The following is a 15542-nucleotide window of genomic DNA, read 5'->3' as shown; positions in this document are numbered from 1 at the left end:
AACAACTTCACTGACTCCTATGCTGTCAGTGAAGCTGGTTTATGATAGGCGTAAATCATGTCCAAAAAGGAGAGATTCATGTATGCCGCTTCCTAAACTCGATCTGGCCAAAAGCGATAAAACCTATTATACAGCCGGGAACACCCCCGAGCTCGTGCAGTTTGATCCCTTGCCCTATCTGTCGTTCGAAGGTCAAGGCGCGCCCGAAAGCTCCCTTTTCGAGAATGCAACCGAGGCGCTGTATACCGTTGCCTATGGCGTTAAGGGATATTGCAAGGCGGAGATTCAGGATTTCACCGTTCCTAAACTTGAAGGGCAATGGTGGGTTAACTCGGATCGGTATGGTTTGGAGGTTCCAAAAGAGGAATGGCATTGGAAGCTGCTCATTCGGATGCCGGCGTTTGTCACCCCGGAGATCGTCGATTCCGCACGGGACAAAGCCTTCTCCAAGAAAAATCATCTGGAGCCCATTCAGCAAGTGGTATTGGAAACGATCCATGAGGGACTATGCGTCCAAATCATGCATATCGGCCCCTACAGCACAGAGCCTGATACGCTGGCGAAAATGTATGCTTACATGAAACAGCATCATTACGTACAGGACGGGCATCATCATGAGGTTTATTTGTCCGATCCACGAAAAGCCGCCTCCTCCTCCATGAAAACCATTCTCCGCGCTCCTGTAAGACAGGCGCATTCATTGGATCAGTAAATACGGCGGACCCTGTTCCCTGACGACAAACACCATACCCAGCTAAAAATAAAGGAGCCGGCACATTGCCGGCTCCCCACATCTTACCTTCATTCTTCTAGAACTTACGAATGCTTAGCAGCGAATTGCCGTTCTTCATAAACTCATAAGGCACTTTAACTTCCGCCACCCGAAAACCGTCTGCCTCTAGCTCATGAATCAGGCGCTCCAAATGAGCGTAGCGCCCCCCCGACAAATCGGTTAACGGAAAGATGCGCACCTCTTCCGAGGCAACGCGCAGCAGCTCCCGAATCGTCTGGACATGAAAGTCATAATCCAATCGGTCACTGTACATAAACAGAAAATGGGCGGACAGCACCAGATGAAACTGATTGTTATCAAAAGGCAGCTCCGGCAGTACCGCAGCGACGTAGCGATCCGGAAACTCCCTCATATCCTGAACGCAATCAAGGAGCGCTTGCTGGCGATGCTGACGAAGCCCCACCACATCTCCATAATAGTCCCAGACATAATTTCTCTTCGCCTGCTCCATCGTTTCCATCGCATGCCTGATATCCTGCAGCCCCTTGGCCTCCAGGTCATCCGGCTTGTGGTCATAGGCAATATCACTGGCCGTTATATCGAGACCACGCTTCGCACCGTGAGCGGTGAACGAACACGCACCGGAAGGGCAATCCAATACGCTTTTGCCGGCTAGGTTCGACATTTCCAAATCAAACATATGCGTGTATTCTTCAAACGTGCGGCCAATGAATACAACCCGGTCCAGTTCCTGCTTGGTCTTGCCTTGACTCTGCTCATCTCTACTCATCTCTACTCACCTCAGCTATTTATTACGGGAACGGGTACGATGGCTACTTCCCCACCTCCGCAAGGATATATTACCATAAGGTGGAATGAGGGGATAAGGATTTTACGATCTCTACCTGTTCTTCTTTAGAAAGTCTACAACTTCATTCAAGTCAGCTGTTTTCAAGGCAATTTCTTTATGGTTCACCACTACAAAAAACGGAAATCTTCGAAGTCCTAACGTTTCGGCCTTTTGCTTGGCGATCTCCTCCCTTACGTTATGTAACATGGCTGCCTGTAAAACCTCTGTGTCGGCATCGGGCATATCGTCGACCTCTTCACTCCACCATACAATCCGAGCTTGCTCATCCAGCTCATTCGCGGCATGGGCATCTTCATGGAAATAATGAATTCGTAATTCATCTTCCCCCTCCGCGAGCAGGTCCTCAGGCACAGCTATCTTGCTCAAACCAGAACAACCAATCACTATCACCATGACGAACCAGACTAGAACTCTCCTAAACTTCATAAACCCGTCACCCCCCTAATACAACCGTTCTATTTATACTATAATATAGATAACTAACTTTCTTCGGAGGGGATTTCCTTATGCTGCCTTATCCTGCTGCTACGACTAGAGAAGAGAAAATGAACATCATTCATCAAATCAAAGACCGACTGCTTCAGTTGCACGGCGATAACATTTTGGCCATTGGCTTGTACGGTTCGATTGCACAAGGGATTGATGGTCCTTACTCGGACATTGAACTTCAAGTTGTTACACAGGACGGAGTCTCCCTGCCCGGATATGAATTCATATACCCCCCTTTCAAAATCGAAATCGGCATGGAACAAAAGCAGGACATATTCAAGGATGCAGCGTCGGTGGACGACTCATGGGCGATTACAGCGGGCGCTTATGTCCATCTACAGGAAATCTACGATCCGGCGAACCTGCTTGCTGAAATTCGGAAGCTGCCCCTCCAGGTTTCAGACGAAGCCATCAAAGAAACGATGCGGGAATTCATGATCTGGGAACCCTACGAAACGATGGGCAAAATACGAAACAACGTCCAATCCGGTAACTTAGGCTACCTCCCGCTTGGAGCCAAGGACCTGACCTGGCAGACGGCCAAGCTGATTGGACTTGCCAACCGAACGTTTTACAATACAAGAGCCAAGACATTGGAGGAATCACTGTCCCTGAAATCCAGGCCTTCGGGATACGATGAGCTGGCACAATTGGTGATGCGGGGTCAGCTTCTCCAGATCGATCATGTGTATGAGCTTTGCGAACAGCTCTGGACCGGTCTGAACGCATGGTATGATAAAATGAACATTGAATATAAATCAAAAGAGCTTCCATTCTGATGGAGGCTCTTGCTTTGTGTTATGCATGGAATGCTGATCATTCTCAATCTTATATTGACACATGTCATATTCTGGAACTACGCTGTGTAAGAGCCGCTTTCTTACATACGATGAAAGATCGCTTTACGAAACGCCTGAATGATCATAAAAAGGAAGTGAGTACTTATCATGCAAATTCAATTGAGTAGACCGCCGGATTACAGACCTCCTTATTGGCTGCCGCTTACAACCATCCTCACCGTCATACTCGTTATCTCCCTCATGCTGTGGTTCGAGAAGCCGCCGGAAGCCAGAAATATCGATGCGCCCGCAACCGAGTTCTCTGCCGAACGCGCGATGGCGCATGTCGAGCGCATCGCACAAGAACCCCATCCGATGGGTTCGCCTGCCAATGCGGAAGTCAGAGCTTACTTGGTGGAACAGATGAAGCAGCTCGGCTTGAACCCGGACGTTCAAGAATTTAATGGCCGACTGACAACCAAGTACATCGACGCCGACATTCAGCTTACGAACATTCTGGGTGTCATTAAGGGCACCGGATCGGGCAAACCGCTCCTGCTTATGTCCCATTATGACTCGGTCTCTACCGGACCCGGAGCCAATGATGCTTCGGTAAGCGTAGCTTCGTTGCTGGAGACGGCAAGAGCGATCCAAGCCGGACCTCCGCCGCAGAATGACATATGGATTCTGCTGACAGACGGGGAAGAGAAGGGCCTACTGGGGGCGGAAGTGTTCTTCCGTGACCCGCAGCACCTTGAGGTTGGCATGATTGCGAATTTTGAAGCCCGGGGATCGAAGGGTTCCTCCTTCATGTTCCAGACCAGCGACAGCAATAGTCGGATCATTGAAGAATACGCACAAGCCGTATCCAATCCTGTCAGCAACTCGCTCTTGGTGGACCTCTACAAACAACTGCCGAATGATACCGATTTGACGGTGGCGCTTGAGCATGGTCTCCCGGGACTTAACTTTGCCTATGGCGATGGGTGGGTCGCTTATCATACCCCGATGGACAACACGGAGAACGTCTCCCTTGAAACCATGCAGCATCAAGGCGAGAATGCGCTGGCCGTGGCAAAGCATTTTGGCAATCTTGATTTGACTGACCTGACTTCAACAGACAACCGTATTTATTTCAATCTATTTGGCCTGCTGGTTCATTACCCTGCAAAATGGGCGATCCCGATCACCGTGGTGTTCGCGGCGGTATGGATGGCTTTCGCAGTATTGTTTGCCCGTATCTCCAGACTCTCCCTCAAGGGAAGTTTGCTCGGCCTGCTAACCCCGATTGCGGCCATCGTGCTCTCGGCAGCGCTAAGCTTTGGCCTGTGGTCGCTGGTTGATACGTTGTGGGCCGGCAAAATGACGCAGCCCACAGGGGCAACCTATGATTCGCTTCTGTACAGTGTCAGCTTCATCCTGGTAACCTTCATCATTCATGTTGCGCTCACCCGCTGGATCGTGCGTAAAGTGAATGAAATGGAGATGCTGCTGGGAGGCTCATTCCTGTTCCTGCTGCTGCTTGTCGGCTCAACCGGGTTCCTGCCGGGCGCAAGCTATTTATTTGCGATTCCGCTGCTGGTCCATTACGCGGCACTGACATGGGCGGCATTTACCCGGGACCCGATCGAATCCTTAAACCATCCGGCAGTCGTACTGGGAACGTCCCTGATCCCTGTCCTGATGTTCACTTCGGTCTTTCATATTGTGTTCCTTATGCTGCCGCCAGGGATTCACCTATTCAGCGTGGTGCTGATCGGGCTGATTCTTGCCCTAATGTCCCCTGCTGTGCGAATGCTCGCATCTGCCTGGAAATGGGTACTGCCAGCTGCCTTCATCGCCATCATCGTTCTGCTCGCCATCGGCTGGATCCAGGCCGAACCGGGACCGGATCGACCGGTTTATGAGAGCTGGTAAGCATTACCTCGCCAGGTACCCTACCTGCTACTTCAATGCTTGAGGGTGTGAGACCCGATAAACGCACCATGATCTCCATGCCAAACAAGCAAACGCGCGAACCGCGTTTGCTTGTTTTTTGACATTGGATCGATTTCGCCGCCGTTACTTCACGATATTTTGCCAATGCGGAGGTAGTTCATATGTCTTCAAATGTTTGTATTCCACCAGCTTGACCATACCGCCGGGAATCGTCGGAGCTACTTCAAACACAAGCCGATCCTTTCCAACCGAAATATGGGGACCAACCGTTGGATTGGCCTCAAGCGTAATGATGAAATGAAAACCGCGGAATCCATTCACCCTCTTCACTTCGGTCACATCCACAAAGTATGGATAAACAAGAGGCTGCTCCTTCAACGTGTGGATATAATGCCCGCGAACCGCCTCATCGATATGAGGAAGCAGAAATAGCATCAGCATATCCTGATATTGCAGCTGCGCACTATCCTTCTTCGGTGAAGAATAGGTCTCCTCGGCATGGGACGGCAGCGTTAAACCCATAACCATAACGATGGCAAGAATTAGGCTGATGAAGCGTTTGTTCATATTCTCCCTCGCCTCCTGCTACAGCTCTTTATCTTTAGGCTACCCCAACCGATAGATTTGATGTAACACCCATGAAACGAACGTGATCCGCGATATAGATTAATCAGGGGACGTGCGATATGATAGGTGGAAGGAACGATATCGTATCGACTATGCCTTCCTTATCACATTCATCGTGCTTGTCCCATGGATACGGGGAGGATAACCATCAACATGAAAAAAAGGATTATGATCATGTCAGCAGCAATCATCGCATTTCTAGTTCTCATTATTGTCGGAGCAAGCTTCTACTTCTATAACGTCGCTATTGCCCGCGCCGACAAGGGCTTTCTGAACGGCAACCCGGACCTGGAAGCCAATTCGAATATCGACAATCCCTTTGCGGACAGCAAGGAATGGTGGGCCCAGCAGAGCTTCGAGGAATGGAACCTTACTTCAGACGACGGTCTGAAGCTGCATGCTTACTATTTACCTGCCGAGGTATCGACGGATAAAACCGTCATCATTGCTCATGGCTACTCCGGGCATTCGGAGCAGATGAGCGGATTCGCCCAAATGTACCATAAGGCCCTGGGTTACAACGTGCTTCTGCCCGATGCGCGAGGTCATGGACGAAGCGAAGGCGATTACATCGGCTTCGGCTGGCCGGAGCGCAAGGATTATCTGAAATGGATCGATCAAGTCATCGAGCATACGGGTGAAAGCTCGCAAGTTGTCCTTCATGGAGTATCCATGGGCGGTGCAACGGTCATGATGACCAGTGGCGAAGAGCTTCCTCCCCAGGTAAAAGCCATTGTTGAGGACTGCGGATATACCTCGGTCACGGATGAGCTGAAATATCAGCTGAAGCGCATGTATAAGCTGCCCTCCTTCCCACTGGTTCAATCCACGAGCCTGTTGACCAAGATCCGCGCCGGATACTCCTTCGGCGAAGCATCCGCACTCGAGCAGGTGAAGAAATCCAAAACACCAACGCTGTTCATTCACGGCGGCGGCGATTTGTTCGTACCTACCGAGATGGTGTATGAGCTGTACGAGAATGGTCCGGAGCAAAAGAAGCTGTTCATCGTCCCCGAAGCGGGCCACGGCATGGCGCGCCAGTTCGATCCCGAGGGGTATGACCGCGAAGTGACGGAGTTTATTGGTGCGTATGTGCAATAAGAGGAAAAAAGAGCAGTCCATGTGGACTGCTCTCAGGCTGTCGAGAAAGTCTCGACAGCTATTTTTTGTGTATTTAGTTCAACACGACACCGCGTTAATACTATATAATATTAGTAAATAAACCGTTCGGAAGGGTGTTAAATATGTTGCGTTCTAACCGAGAAAAACAGCAGGCTTACGAGTTTGTTTCGATTGAAGAATTGGTTCCTCAAGATCATCTGCTCCGTAAAGTGGACAAGTATATCGATTTCTCTTTCATCGACGAAAAGGTCCGTCCGCTTTACTGTGCTGATAATGGGCGACCAGCCATCGATCCTGTCGTGTTATTTAAGATGATTTTCCTCGGTTATTTTTACGGCATCCGTTCAGAGCGTCAACTGGAACGCGAGATTCAGACGAATCTGGCATACCGTTGGTTTCTTGGTTTGGGATTGACAGACAAAGTTCCGGACCATACCACCATTAGCTGGAACCGACGGACTCGTTTCAAAGACACTAATATCTTTCAAGATATCTTCGATGAGATTGTGCTGCAGGCAATCGAGCATCGCATGGTCGGCGGACGAGTCCTGGTTTCGGATTCCACGCATGTGAAGGCCAATGCGAACAAACACCAGTACACCAAGCAGCAGGTTCTACAAAACACACGAGATTACATGGACGAACTCAATGGCGCAGTAGAAGCCGACCGGAAGGCGCATGGAAAAAAGCTTTAAAACCCAGAGAGGATGTGGTCGAGAAGAAAGAAATCAAGGTGAGCAAAACCGACCCGGATAGCGGTTATATGATTCGCGACGGGAAACCGGAAGGATTCTTTTATTTAGATCACCGGACCGTTGATTTGAAGTACAATCTGATTACCGATGTCCACGTCACGCCGGGAAACGTCCATGATTCTGTACCGTATTTGTCGCGTTTGGATCGCCAACGAGAGCGATTTGGTTTTGAAGTTGAAGCCGTTGCCCTGGATTCAGGCTATTTAACAACCCCCATCTGCAAAGGATTGCAGGAACGGGGGATCTTTGGAGTGATTGCTCACCGGAGATTTCATCCGACCCAAGGCTTATTTCCGAAGTGGAAGTTTACCTATGATGCCGAGCGTAACCGTTATATTTGTCCGCTCCAGCATGAATTGTTGTATCGCACCACGAATCGAGAAGGATACCGGCAATATGCCTCCGATCCGAAGCACTGCAAGACTTGCCCGATGCTGGAGCAATGTACCCGTTCACGGAATCACCGCAAGGTCGTCACGCGCCATGTCTGGGAAGACAGCAAGGAATGGGTGCGAAACAACCGGCTCAGTCGATCCGGCAAGTATTTATACCGAAAACGAAAAGAAACGATTGAGCGAAGCTTCGCGGATGCCAAAGAGCTCCATGGGTTTCGCTATTGCCGGTTGCGCGGGTTGCAAAACGTCAGGGAACAAGCTCTGATGACAGCAACCGTGCAGAATATGAAGAAGATGGCGATCCACTTGGATCGCCTGGAAAACAGGGGGTAATCCCCCATTTCCCCTCTTGAATTGACCACTTAAAAAGGGAGAAACCCTGTACTTTGAAAAAAGTGCAGGGTTTCTCGACAATCTGAGAGCAGTCCATGTGGACTGCTCTTTTTTATAGAGTGACACTAGCGTACTTGCTACCGCAGGATAGATAGCCAGCTTATGCTATTGCCTTGTGCCTCATGTCTTATTTGGACTGAAGTAGCTCATTCACCATACGAATTCCCTCGGCATGCTCCGGGTCCAACTCAACTGATTTCTGATAATGCTTCAGCGCAAGCGCGGGTTCACCCGCAAGCAAGTACATCTCGCCAAGACTATCATGGATGTTCGAAGATTCCGAGAATATCTGTGCGGACAGTTCGAGCAGCCGGATCCCTTCCTGAAGCCATCCTCCACGCATCAGCGTATAAGCGCCTGCATTGAACTCTCCTTCAAGAACAAGGAAGCGTTCCGGACATGACTCCAGAATTTTGTTATATTCCCTAACAGCTGCATCTACCCCGGACACCATCGTAACCTGAGATAAGTGATGGGCAAGTGATCTTCGTACATAAGGAACATCATCGCCCAGCAGGACATCAAGAATCGCTGAATAGAGTACTTTGCCCCCGATATAATCGGCATTCATCATAAACAACACGGCCATTCCCTCGTCCGGCAGCAGCATGAAGTGACTCCGAAACCCGGTATCCCGCCCCATATGGGACATAACACGACGGCCCCTGTATTGGCCCATAAACCACCCAAGACCCATTTCATCGAGACCATCACCATATTCCGTAGACGCCTCTATTTGCCACATCTCACTATAGCTGTTCGCTTCGAGGATGGCGTTTGCTTCCCTACGCATACGGCCCCCACTTAAATGAGTTAATGCATAGTTGCACATATCAAGCGCATTGGAATAGAGGGTTGAGCTTGGTGCATGGGCACGATGATAAGGAAATATGCGGCTAACTTGAGCACCGTAACCCTCCTGAAGTCCGAGCACATGCGGTGTTGCCAGAGTATCTAATGCGGCCTCTTCCTTCAAAAAAGTGCTGCTCTGCATGGAAGCAGGAGCAATCACCTTTTCTTTCATATATTGTTCAAACGAAAGGCCCGTGACCTTTGCTATCACATCACCTAATATCTCGTAGCCGATGTTACTATAATCGAAAGCCTGACCTGGCTCTCCTTGCAGCTTGTAATTCTTCAAGCCCCTCACATATCGCTCCAAGCTTCCATCATCATATTCAGGACGATCCCATGCAAAATCATTTTCATCCGGCAGTCCTGATGTATGACTCAGCAGCTGACGTATCGTCAAATGCCGGTACCGGTCATCCTCCATTCGAAAATAAGGCAAATAATCCGACACTAAACCGTCCAGCTTGATGATTCTCTCCTCAGCAAGCTGCATGATACCAGTAGCAACCAACGTTTTCGAGACGGAGGCCATATGAAACAGGGTGTGTTCTGTAACTGCTTCTCCATTCTCTGCATCCGTGACCCCAAATCCCTTGGCATAGATCATCCGATGATTATATACCACACCAATAGCCAAGCCCGGCAAGGGTTCATCCATTAAAAACTGGGGCAGAATCCGATCTAAATTCTCAACGATCCGCTGTATATCGCTCATTGTATCCTCCCATGGGTATGATATGAAATTATCAAACAGCATGAATGGGTTATACCATGCGTTATACCAACGGTTTCACGTCCCTTCAAAGTTACACTCCTAATATACAAGGATTACCAAATGATGAATAGGTAATGTTTAATTATAACGGTGCTATCCGTCCCCTGCACAAGGAGGATCAGGCGCGTTAGGTACCACGAATAACTTATAAGAAGCCACATTTCTCATGCGGCTTCTTCATTAACTACTATCTTAGGATCGAATGCCCGGTCTTTTCCCCTCAGCCAGCATATCGTTAATTCTCTCGATTAATCCCGGCAGCTCGTTCATCGTCCGAAGCGTAAAGTCCGCCCCGTTACGGATAAACGTCTGTTCGGTTTTCGAGATCGCGGCTTCCCGGTCCGATACTGACAGGGCATGGAACTCTTCTGCACTCAGGCCCATTTCCGAGCTGCCGATGATAACGCCAACCGACCACACGCCTGCGTTCACGCCTTCTTTTATGTCCGAGACGGTATCCCCTACCTTAACGACTTTCCAGGATGCCGATAAACGGAGAGACTCCATATTCCGATAAATCATGTAAGGATAAGGTCTTCCTTGGGAATTCGTGTCATCCGGCGTGAAATAGACATCCGGGCTGTAGCCCTTTTGCCGGGCATTGGCGACCACGACCTCCATCATGCTGCTTGTATATCCCGTCGTGGAACCGATCTTCAAGCCTTGACTCTTCAAAACTTCAACCGTCTCGATGACACCCGGGATCGGGTCGGTGTACTCGGATAAGGAAGCCATCAAGGCCGGCTCGAATTCCGCGTACAGCCGCTCTACGTCCTGCTCATCGAAAGCTCTTCCGTACTTCGCTTCCCACAGCGCCGACACTCTCGGCATGGACAGCATGGCACGAATATGATCGATCTTCAGCATCCCCATCGGCGCTCTCGCCTCATCCATCGTCACTTCAATGCCCGCATTCTTAAAAATATCGACAAACACGTTCACCGGTGCAAAACATCCAAAATCCACAGCCGTTCCGGCCCAGTCCAATATAACGCCTTCGATTCGGCTCATTGTGCCGTCACCCCCATATACTCTTCGATAATATGACATAACTGTTCGATATCCTGCTCATAAATTTCCCCGATATTCCCAATGCGGAAGGTATCCACGTCGGTCAGCTTGCCCGGGTAGATCACATAGCCTCTTTCTTTAATATAAGCGTAAAAATGCTCGAAGCTAAACCCTTCACTCGGGAATAAGAACGTGGTGATGATCGGGGATTGCTTGTCATCGGTAATATAAGCCCGGATACCGATTTGCGCTAATCTCTCCCGCAGCAGGCGATTGTTATTCCGGTAACGGCTGAATCTCGCCGACACACCGCCTTCTTCGTTCAGCTCATCCAACGCTTTGGAGAAGGCGGCCACAACATGGGTCGGCGAAGTATAACGCCATTTGCCTTCCTTGTCCATGCCTTTCCACTGGCCGTACAGGTCAAGCGACAGGCTGCGCGCAATCCCTTCGCAGGCTGCAAGCTTGTCCAGTTTGGCGATGACGAATCCAAACCCCGGAACGCCCTGGATGCATTTATTCGCACTGCTGATCAGGTAGTCGATGCCAAGACCCTGAACATCGATTTCCATTCCGCCAAAACTGCTCATCGCATCGATCATGAGGGTTTTGCCGTATTCTCTGGACAACGACGAAACCATCTCCAGCGGATTCAGAATCCCGGTTGTCGTCTCGCAATGTACCATCGCGATATGCGTAATACGCACATCCTTATGCAGTATGGCTCTCAGTTCATCCTCGCTTGGATGTTCGTCGTAATTCACTCTGTACTCTACATAATTCAGTCCGATATACTCCGCCATTTTCACGATCCGCTCACCATATGCGCCGTTCGTTACGATCAGCACTTTATCATCCTTAGAGATGGTTGACGTCATGACGGCTTCGACGGCAAAGGTGCCGCTTCCCTGCATCAACACGGCGGTGTAACGCTCTTGATCCGCCCCGGCAAGTGCCAGGAGCTGTGATCTGATTTTTTGCGTAATCGATTTATATTCATCATCCCATGTACAGCGGTCCAAGAGCATCTCCTCTTTCACCGTCTTGGTTGTCGTCAAAGGCCCCGGGGTCAAAAGCTTGTAGGTATTCATTTCACATCGCTCCTATGCTGGCTTATTCTTTGGATCCGTTGAAGAATTGCTGATGCTCTTCCAGCAGCTCTACGGTCAGCGGCTTCTCAAAGGTCATCGAGTACGCAGGTTTGTTGACTTCATCCACGGTCTCCCCTTCGTACAGGGCCACCGGGTAGTTCACGATCAGGTCTTTTCGGGCATCCTTCACGATGGTCTCGGCCATTTTCATCGCTAAATCCGTCGTTGCATTCTTCTTGTCCACCACCGCAACCGACTCGGTCAGGGAGAAGTTTCCTTCGACCGGATCCACGTAATCAATCGGTGCACCGTCAGCTTTGGCCGCTACCGCCTGATGGCGGAGTCCGAAGCCCGCAGCCACTTCTCCAGCCTGTACTTTTTTGATCGGACCGGAGCCCGAGCTCTCCAGATGCGGTCCCACATTGGCAATCAGATCATGGAGCACTTGGCGTCCCGCATTTTCGCCGTATTGGTTAAGAATTGCCTGAACCAGCAGCCAACCGGTGGAGGAATCCATAATGTTCGGAATCGATACGAGTCCGCTGAATTCCGGTTTGGTCAGATCCGTGATGGAGGTCGGCATCGGCAAACCTTTGTCTTTCAGTACCTGCGTATTCACGAAGATGGCGCCGGTATTCGCCAGAATCGGCGTGTAATATTTCGGATAAGTTCCGACAGTGCCTGCGTCAAAAGCCAAATCCTTAAACATGGAGTGCTTGGTCTGCGAGCTTTCGATAAAGTACGAGCTCATCGTGACGAGATCCGCCTCGATTTTGTTCCCCTCAGCCATCAGTTTCCCGCCAAGTTCGGATGTACCCATGGATTGCATGAGATACTGCCCTTCGTAACCGGCATTCTTAAGCGATGTTTCCATAGCAGCGACGGCCTCTTCATCCCCGTTGGTGTAGATGACCACTTTCTTGGCTTCCCCCGCGCTTCCGCTTCCGCAGGCGGCCAGAGCGAACACCATACTGATTGCGATCAATGACAGCAGCATTCCCTTAAGCGTCTTCATCATGATTAACTCCACTCCTTGAATTTTTTTATTGGCATTAAAATAGATTCAGTGCTTGATGTCCACTGCGATACTGTATCGTACCTCCGATCGCTGTTGTCTTCAGATTTCTTCTGATTGGTATGAATCCACTGTAGAAACCCAGACAAAGGCGAACGCATACGCTTCTCCAATACGATTCGTCCTCTCCGCTCGGTGTTCGAGTATGTTTTTTGCCAGCCGCGTATCCGGCATCGCAGCGGACATGAACGTAATGGCGGCTTTAGCGCTGCGTCGTTCTCCTCTGCAATGCGTCGCACACCAGCTTGATGATCAGATTCGTGAAGAAGATCAGCATTGACAGCACGAAGATCTCATTAAATTTGGCGAAATGCTGCAGCTCTTTGATTTTGCTGGCTACGAGCGACGTCTGAGCGGATACAAGAAAGATAATGCCGCTGATCGTCACCATAGCGTTGATGAAATAGTAGCTGAACATCTCAATGACGGTTGAAGCCGAGTTTGGCAGGATCACCCGATAAACGGTCTTGAACCAGCTGTCCCCCAGCAGTTCTCCCGTGGTTTCCCATGAGGGATTCATCTTGGACAGGGAGTTCTTAGCCATCAGATACGGTGTTGTAAAGAAATGAATGATATTGCACAGAACGATAATGATGAAGGTTCCCTTCAGGCTGCTTCCATTAAAGAAGAGCAGGTAGGATATCCCCAGCACCATGCCGGGCACCGTATTCGTCATCATCGATACCATATCCACCGTGGATCGGGCTTTTAACGGCGTACGCACATTCAGCAGCGCTGATCCGTATGCCATCAAGGTGCCAAACAGCGCTGTCAGCAAGGCGACCCAGAGCGAATTGCGGTATACCCCCGTCAAATCACCCGATTGTAAGACGTCCCGTACATGCTTAAGCGTAAACGTCAGGTCATAGGGGTAGCTGCTCAGCCATGGCGCAATGAACATCACGGCAAAAACCGATAGCATGCCAAGCACGATGACCGATGACATTATGGCGAAGGCGATATCCCGAATACGCTGCCGCGGCAGCTCCATATCCGACAGCTTGTCATAGTGAAAATTCCATTTTTCCAGGTAGTTCAGCAGCCAGATGCCGAACACGGCGGGGATCAGCATCATCACCGCAATGACAGCGCCTTGGTTGAAGTCCGGAATGGAGCCCAGCATCACCTGATACAGCTGCGTTGCCACGACCGGATAGGTACCGCCAACCGAAGCCGGAATGCCAAAATCCGTAAAGCTTAGGATAAAAGAAAGCACAAAGGCTCCGCCAAGCGCTCCGGCGAGGGGGCGCAAAATCGTATTCAGGAAACTTCTCATCGTACCGTCACCCATTAACTTAGAGACGATGATGAACTTTTTATCAATGTACTTAAACGCGTTATGGATCAACAGGAATACTGGTGGCAGCGTGTAAATGATGTAGCCTATGAGCAGTCCGTTCCATCCGTAGATTTCAAACAAATTGCGCCCGGCAAGCCGAGTGATCAATCCCTGATTACCGAACGAATACATAATGGCGAACCCATATGTAATGGTCGGGAGCAGCATGGGGATGATGATGACCGTTTTCAGCAGGCCTTTAACAGGTCGGTATATTTTGGTGCAATGAATGGAATACGCGAGTATAAACCCCAGGACGGTTGTGATCACCGCCGTGATGCCCGATATCTTCACACTGTTGCCAATCGCTGTGATGAATTCCCTGCTCGACCCTATGGATACATAATGCCCGAGGGTAAACCCCTGATCGGATTCGAAGGAACGGATGAGCAGGATGAGCAGCGGCAAGAACAGAAACACGGCGAACAATAACAGGATGACGGTAAAGATAATCCGCATTTCCGGTTTCACGTTATGCATACTGCTCACCGAACAGGTTGTAGATGTTCTGCCTTTTGATGTGCAGCTGCTTGATAATAAACTGCTTCACAAAATCATTGTTCGGATGATGGACAATCTCCTGGGGTGTGCCGAATTGGGCAATCTGTCCCTGATGGATAATCAGGATTTTGTCCGAGAGCGTCAGCGCCTCCTCCGGGTCATGCGTTACAATGATCGTGGTCAGTTTGAATTCTCTAGCTATGGATTGAATCCGCTGTTTGATCGACTCCTTGATCACGCCGTCCAGCGCACTGAGCGGCTCATCGAGCAGCAGGATCTTCGGTTTCGTGACCAGCGTTCTGGCCAGGGCCACTCTCTGCTTCTGCCCTCCTGACAGTTCGCCGATCCGCTTGTTCAAGTGGGGCTGAAGCTCCAGAAACTCGATATATTCCTGTACCTCCTGCTGACTCACGCTCCCCTTCTTGTTGCGCAGGCCGTATACGATATTGTCGTAGGCATTCAGATTAGGGAATAAGGCATAGTCCTGAAAAACGATATTAAACCCCCGCTTCTTCATCGGCACGTTGCTCAGATCTTGATCTTGGAACACGATTTTTCCCTGATCCATCCGGGTGAGTCCCAAAATAATATTCAGTAATGTGGTCTTTCCGCTGCCGCTCGGACCGAGCAGCGACACGATCTCGCCCGAACCGATTTCTACGTTGATGTCATCCAAAACCACTTTATCGTCGAATTGTTTGCTAATATGCTCTAGCTTCAGCAAACGGCTCACCTCCCTTAAACACATCCTCAGTATAGAAACCATATGTAAACATGAATCATGAGAACTGTTAAA

The 15542-nt window shown here is 49.9% G+C and carries 14 protein-coding genes; 5 read left to right on the top strand and 9 right to left on the bottom strand.

Going from position 1 to position 15542, the window contains the following annotated elements; all coding sequences use genetic code 11:
- The first annotated feature begins 82 nt into the window (after window positions 1-82).
- Window positions 83-712: a GyrI-like domain-containing protein gene (locus MKY82_RS01420; RefSeq protein WP_339220990.1), complete on the top strand. Its 630-nt coding sequence runs from the start codon at window positions 83-85 to the stop codon at window positions 710-712.
- Window positions 713-809: 97 nt separating this feature from the next.
- Here the strand turns inward: MKY82_RS01420 and MKY82_RS01415 are convergent, their stop codons facing one another.
- Entirely contained in the window at window positions 810-1523 is a 714-nt protein-coding gene (locus tag MKY82_RS01415) for an SAM-dependent methyltransferase (RefSeq protein ID WP_339295307.1), read from the bottom strand.
- A 111-nt stretch (window positions 1524-1634) separates the two neighbouring features.
- The gene (locus tag MKY82_RS01410; protein ID WP_339295306.1) at window positions 1635-2030 is read right to left on the bottom strand and encodes a hypothetical protein; all 396 of its coding nucleotides are present in this window, start codon (window positions 2028-2030) and stop codon (window positions 1635-1637) included.
- 80 nt (window positions 2031-2110) lie between these two features.
- Between MKY82_RS01410 and MKY82_RS01405 the strand changes: the two genes are divergently transcribed.
- Together MKY82_RS01405 and MKY82_RS01400 are read left to right on the top strand one after the other, a co-directional pair.
- Window positions 2111-2872 carry a kanamycin nucleotidyltransferase C-terminal domain-containing protein gene (locus MKY82_RS01405; protein ID WP_339295305.1) on the top strand — a complete coding sequence of 254 codons (762 nt, stop codon included), beginning with the start codon at window positions 2111-2113 and terminating at the stop codon, window positions 2870-2872.
- Between the two features lie 168 nt (window positions 2873-3040).
- Window positions 3041-4789 (top strand): M28 family peptidase, encoded by a 1749-nt coding sequence (locus MKY82_RS01400; RefSeq protein WP_339295304.1) that lies wholly within the window; start codon window positions 3041-3043, stop codon window positions 4787-4789.
- A gap of 144 nt (window positions 4790-4933) precedes the next feature.
- Here the strand turns inward: MKY82_RS01400 and MKY82_RS01395 are convergent, their stop codons facing one another.
- Window positions 4934-5377: a DUF3888 domain-containing protein gene (locus MKY82_RS01395; RefSeq protein WP_194540439.1), complete on the bottom strand. Its 444-nt coding sequence runs from the start codon at window positions 5375-5377 to the stop codon at window positions 4934-4936.
- A gap of 213 nt (window positions 5378-5590) precedes the next feature.
- Between MKY82_RS01395 and MKY82_RS01390 the strand changes: the two genes are divergently transcribed.
- Both MKY82_RS01390 and MKY82_RS01385 read left to right on the top strand, forming a co-directional pair.
- Window positions 5591-6538, top strand: coding sequence for an alpha/beta hydrolase (locus tag MKY82_RS01390; protein ID WP_339295303.1), 948 nt, complete (start codon window positions 5591-5593; stop codon window positions 6536-6538).
- Between the two features lie 143 nt (window positions 6539-6681).
- Window positions 6682-8042, top strand: a protein-coding gene (locus tag MKY82_RS01385; protein WP_339219424.1) for an IS1182 family transposase whose coding sequence is annotated in 2 segments (ribosomal slippage) — window positions 6682-7249 and window positions 7249-8042 — 1362 coding nt in all. Because the reading frame shifts where the segments join, the coding sequence is not laid out codon by codon here.
- Window positions 8043-8229: 187 nt separating this feature from the next.
- Here MKY82_RS01385 and MKY82_RS01380 read toward each other — a convergent pair.
- From MKY82_RS01380 to MKY82_RS01355, 6 genes are all read right to left on the bottom strand, one after another.
- Window positions 8230-9669, bottom strand: a complete 1440-nt coding sequence (locus MKY82_RS01380) for a serine hydrolase (protein ID WP_339295302.1) — start codon at window positions 9667-9669, stop codon at window positions 8230-8232.
- A 252-nt stretch (window positions 9670-9921) separates the two neighbouring features.
- Entirely contained in the window at window positions 9922-10740 is an 819-nt protein-coding gene (phnX, locus tag MKY82_RS01375; protein ID WP_339295301.1) for a phosphonoacetaldehyde hydrolase, read from the bottom strand.
- A complete protein-coding gene (gene phnW, locus MKY82_RS01370; protein ID WP_339295300.1) occupies window positions 10737-11831 on the bottom strand; it encodes a 2-aminoethylphosphonate--pyruvate transaminase in 1095 nt (364 codons plus the stop codon). The genes phnX and phnW overlap by 4 nt, the downstream gene beginning before the upstream one ends.
- Window positions 11832-11853: 22 nt before the next feature.
- Window positions 11854-12849, bottom strand: coding sequence for an extracellular solute-binding protein (locus tag MKY82_RS01365; RefSeq protein WP_339295299.1), 996 nt, complete (start codon window positions 12847-12849; stop codon window positions 11854-11856).
- Between the two features lie 259 nt (window positions 12850-13108).
- A complete protein-coding gene (locus MKY82_RS01360; protein WP_339295298.1) occupies window positions 13109-14725 on the bottom strand; it encodes an ABC transporter permease subunit in 1617 nt (538 codons plus the stop codon).
- Window positions 14718-15470, bottom strand: coding sequence for an ABC transporter ATP-binding protein (locus MKY82_RS01355; RefSeq protein WP_220686943.1), 753 nt, complete (start codon window positions 15468-15470; stop codon window positions 14718-14720). Before MKY82_RS01355 ends, MKY82_RS01360 begins: the two co-directional genes overlap by 8 nt.
- Window positions 15471-15542 lie beyond the last annotated feature (72 nt).

The sequence above is a fragment of the Paenibacillus sp. FSL W7-1279 genome, from assembly GCF_037969845.1.
In the GTDB taxonomy this organism is placed as follows: domain Bacteria; phylum Bacillota; class Bacilli; order Paenibacillales; family Paenibacillaceae; genus Paenibacillus_AQ.
Note: the sequence above shows the minus strand (reverse complement) of the source record. Positions and strands in the feature narration are given on the sequence as shown.

Bases quoted from the DNA above. Each gene is read 5' to 3' on its own strand.
- MKY82_RS01420 (WP_339220990.1), top strand. From the start codon at position 83: ATGCCGCTTCCTAAACTCGATCTGGCCAAAAGCGATAAAACCTATTAT.
- MKY82_RS01415 (WP_339295307.1), bottom strand. From the start codon at position 1,523: ATGAGTAGAGATGAGCAGAGTCAAGGCAAGACCAAGCAGGAACTGGAC.
- MKY82_RS01410 (WP_339295306.1), bottom strand. From the start codon at position 2,030: ATGAAGTTTAGGAGAGTTCTAGTCTGGTTCGTCATGGTGATAGTGATT.
- MKY82_RS01405 (WP_339295305.1), top strand. From the start codon at position 2,111: ATGCTGCCTTATCCTGCTGCTACGACTAGAGAAGAGAAAATGAACATC.
- MKY82_RS01400 (WP_339295304.1), top strand. From the start codon at position 3,041: ATGCAAATTCAATTGAGTAGACCGCCGGATTACAGACCTCCTTATTGG.
- MKY82_RS01395 (WP_194540439.1), bottom strand. From the start codon at position 5,377: ATGAACAAACGCTTCATCAGCCTAATTCTTGCCATCGTTATGGTTATG.
- MKY82_RS01390 (WP_339295303.1), top strand. From the start codon at position 5,591: ATGAAAAAAAGGATTATGATCATGTCAGCAGCAATCATCGCATTTCTA.
- MKY82_RS01380 (WP_339295302.1), bottom strand. From the start codon at position 9,669: ATGAGCGATATACAGCGGATCGTTGAGAATTTAGATCGGATTCTGCCC.
- phnX (WP_339295301.1), bottom strand. From the start codon at position 10,740: ATGAGCCGAATCGAAGGCGTTATATTGGACTGGGCCGGAACGGCTGTG.
- phnW (WP_339295300.1), bottom strand. From the start codon at position 11,831: ATGAATACCTACAAGCTTTTGACCCCGGGGCCTTTGACGACAACCAAG.
- MKY82_RS01365 (WP_339295299.1), bottom strand. From the start codon at position 12,849: ATGATGAAGACGCTTAAGGGAATGCTGCTGTCATTGATCGCAATCAGT.
- MKY82_RS01360 (WP_339295298.1), bottom strand. From the start codon at position 14,725: ATGCATAACGTGAAACCGGAAATGCGGATTATCTTTACCGTCATCCTG.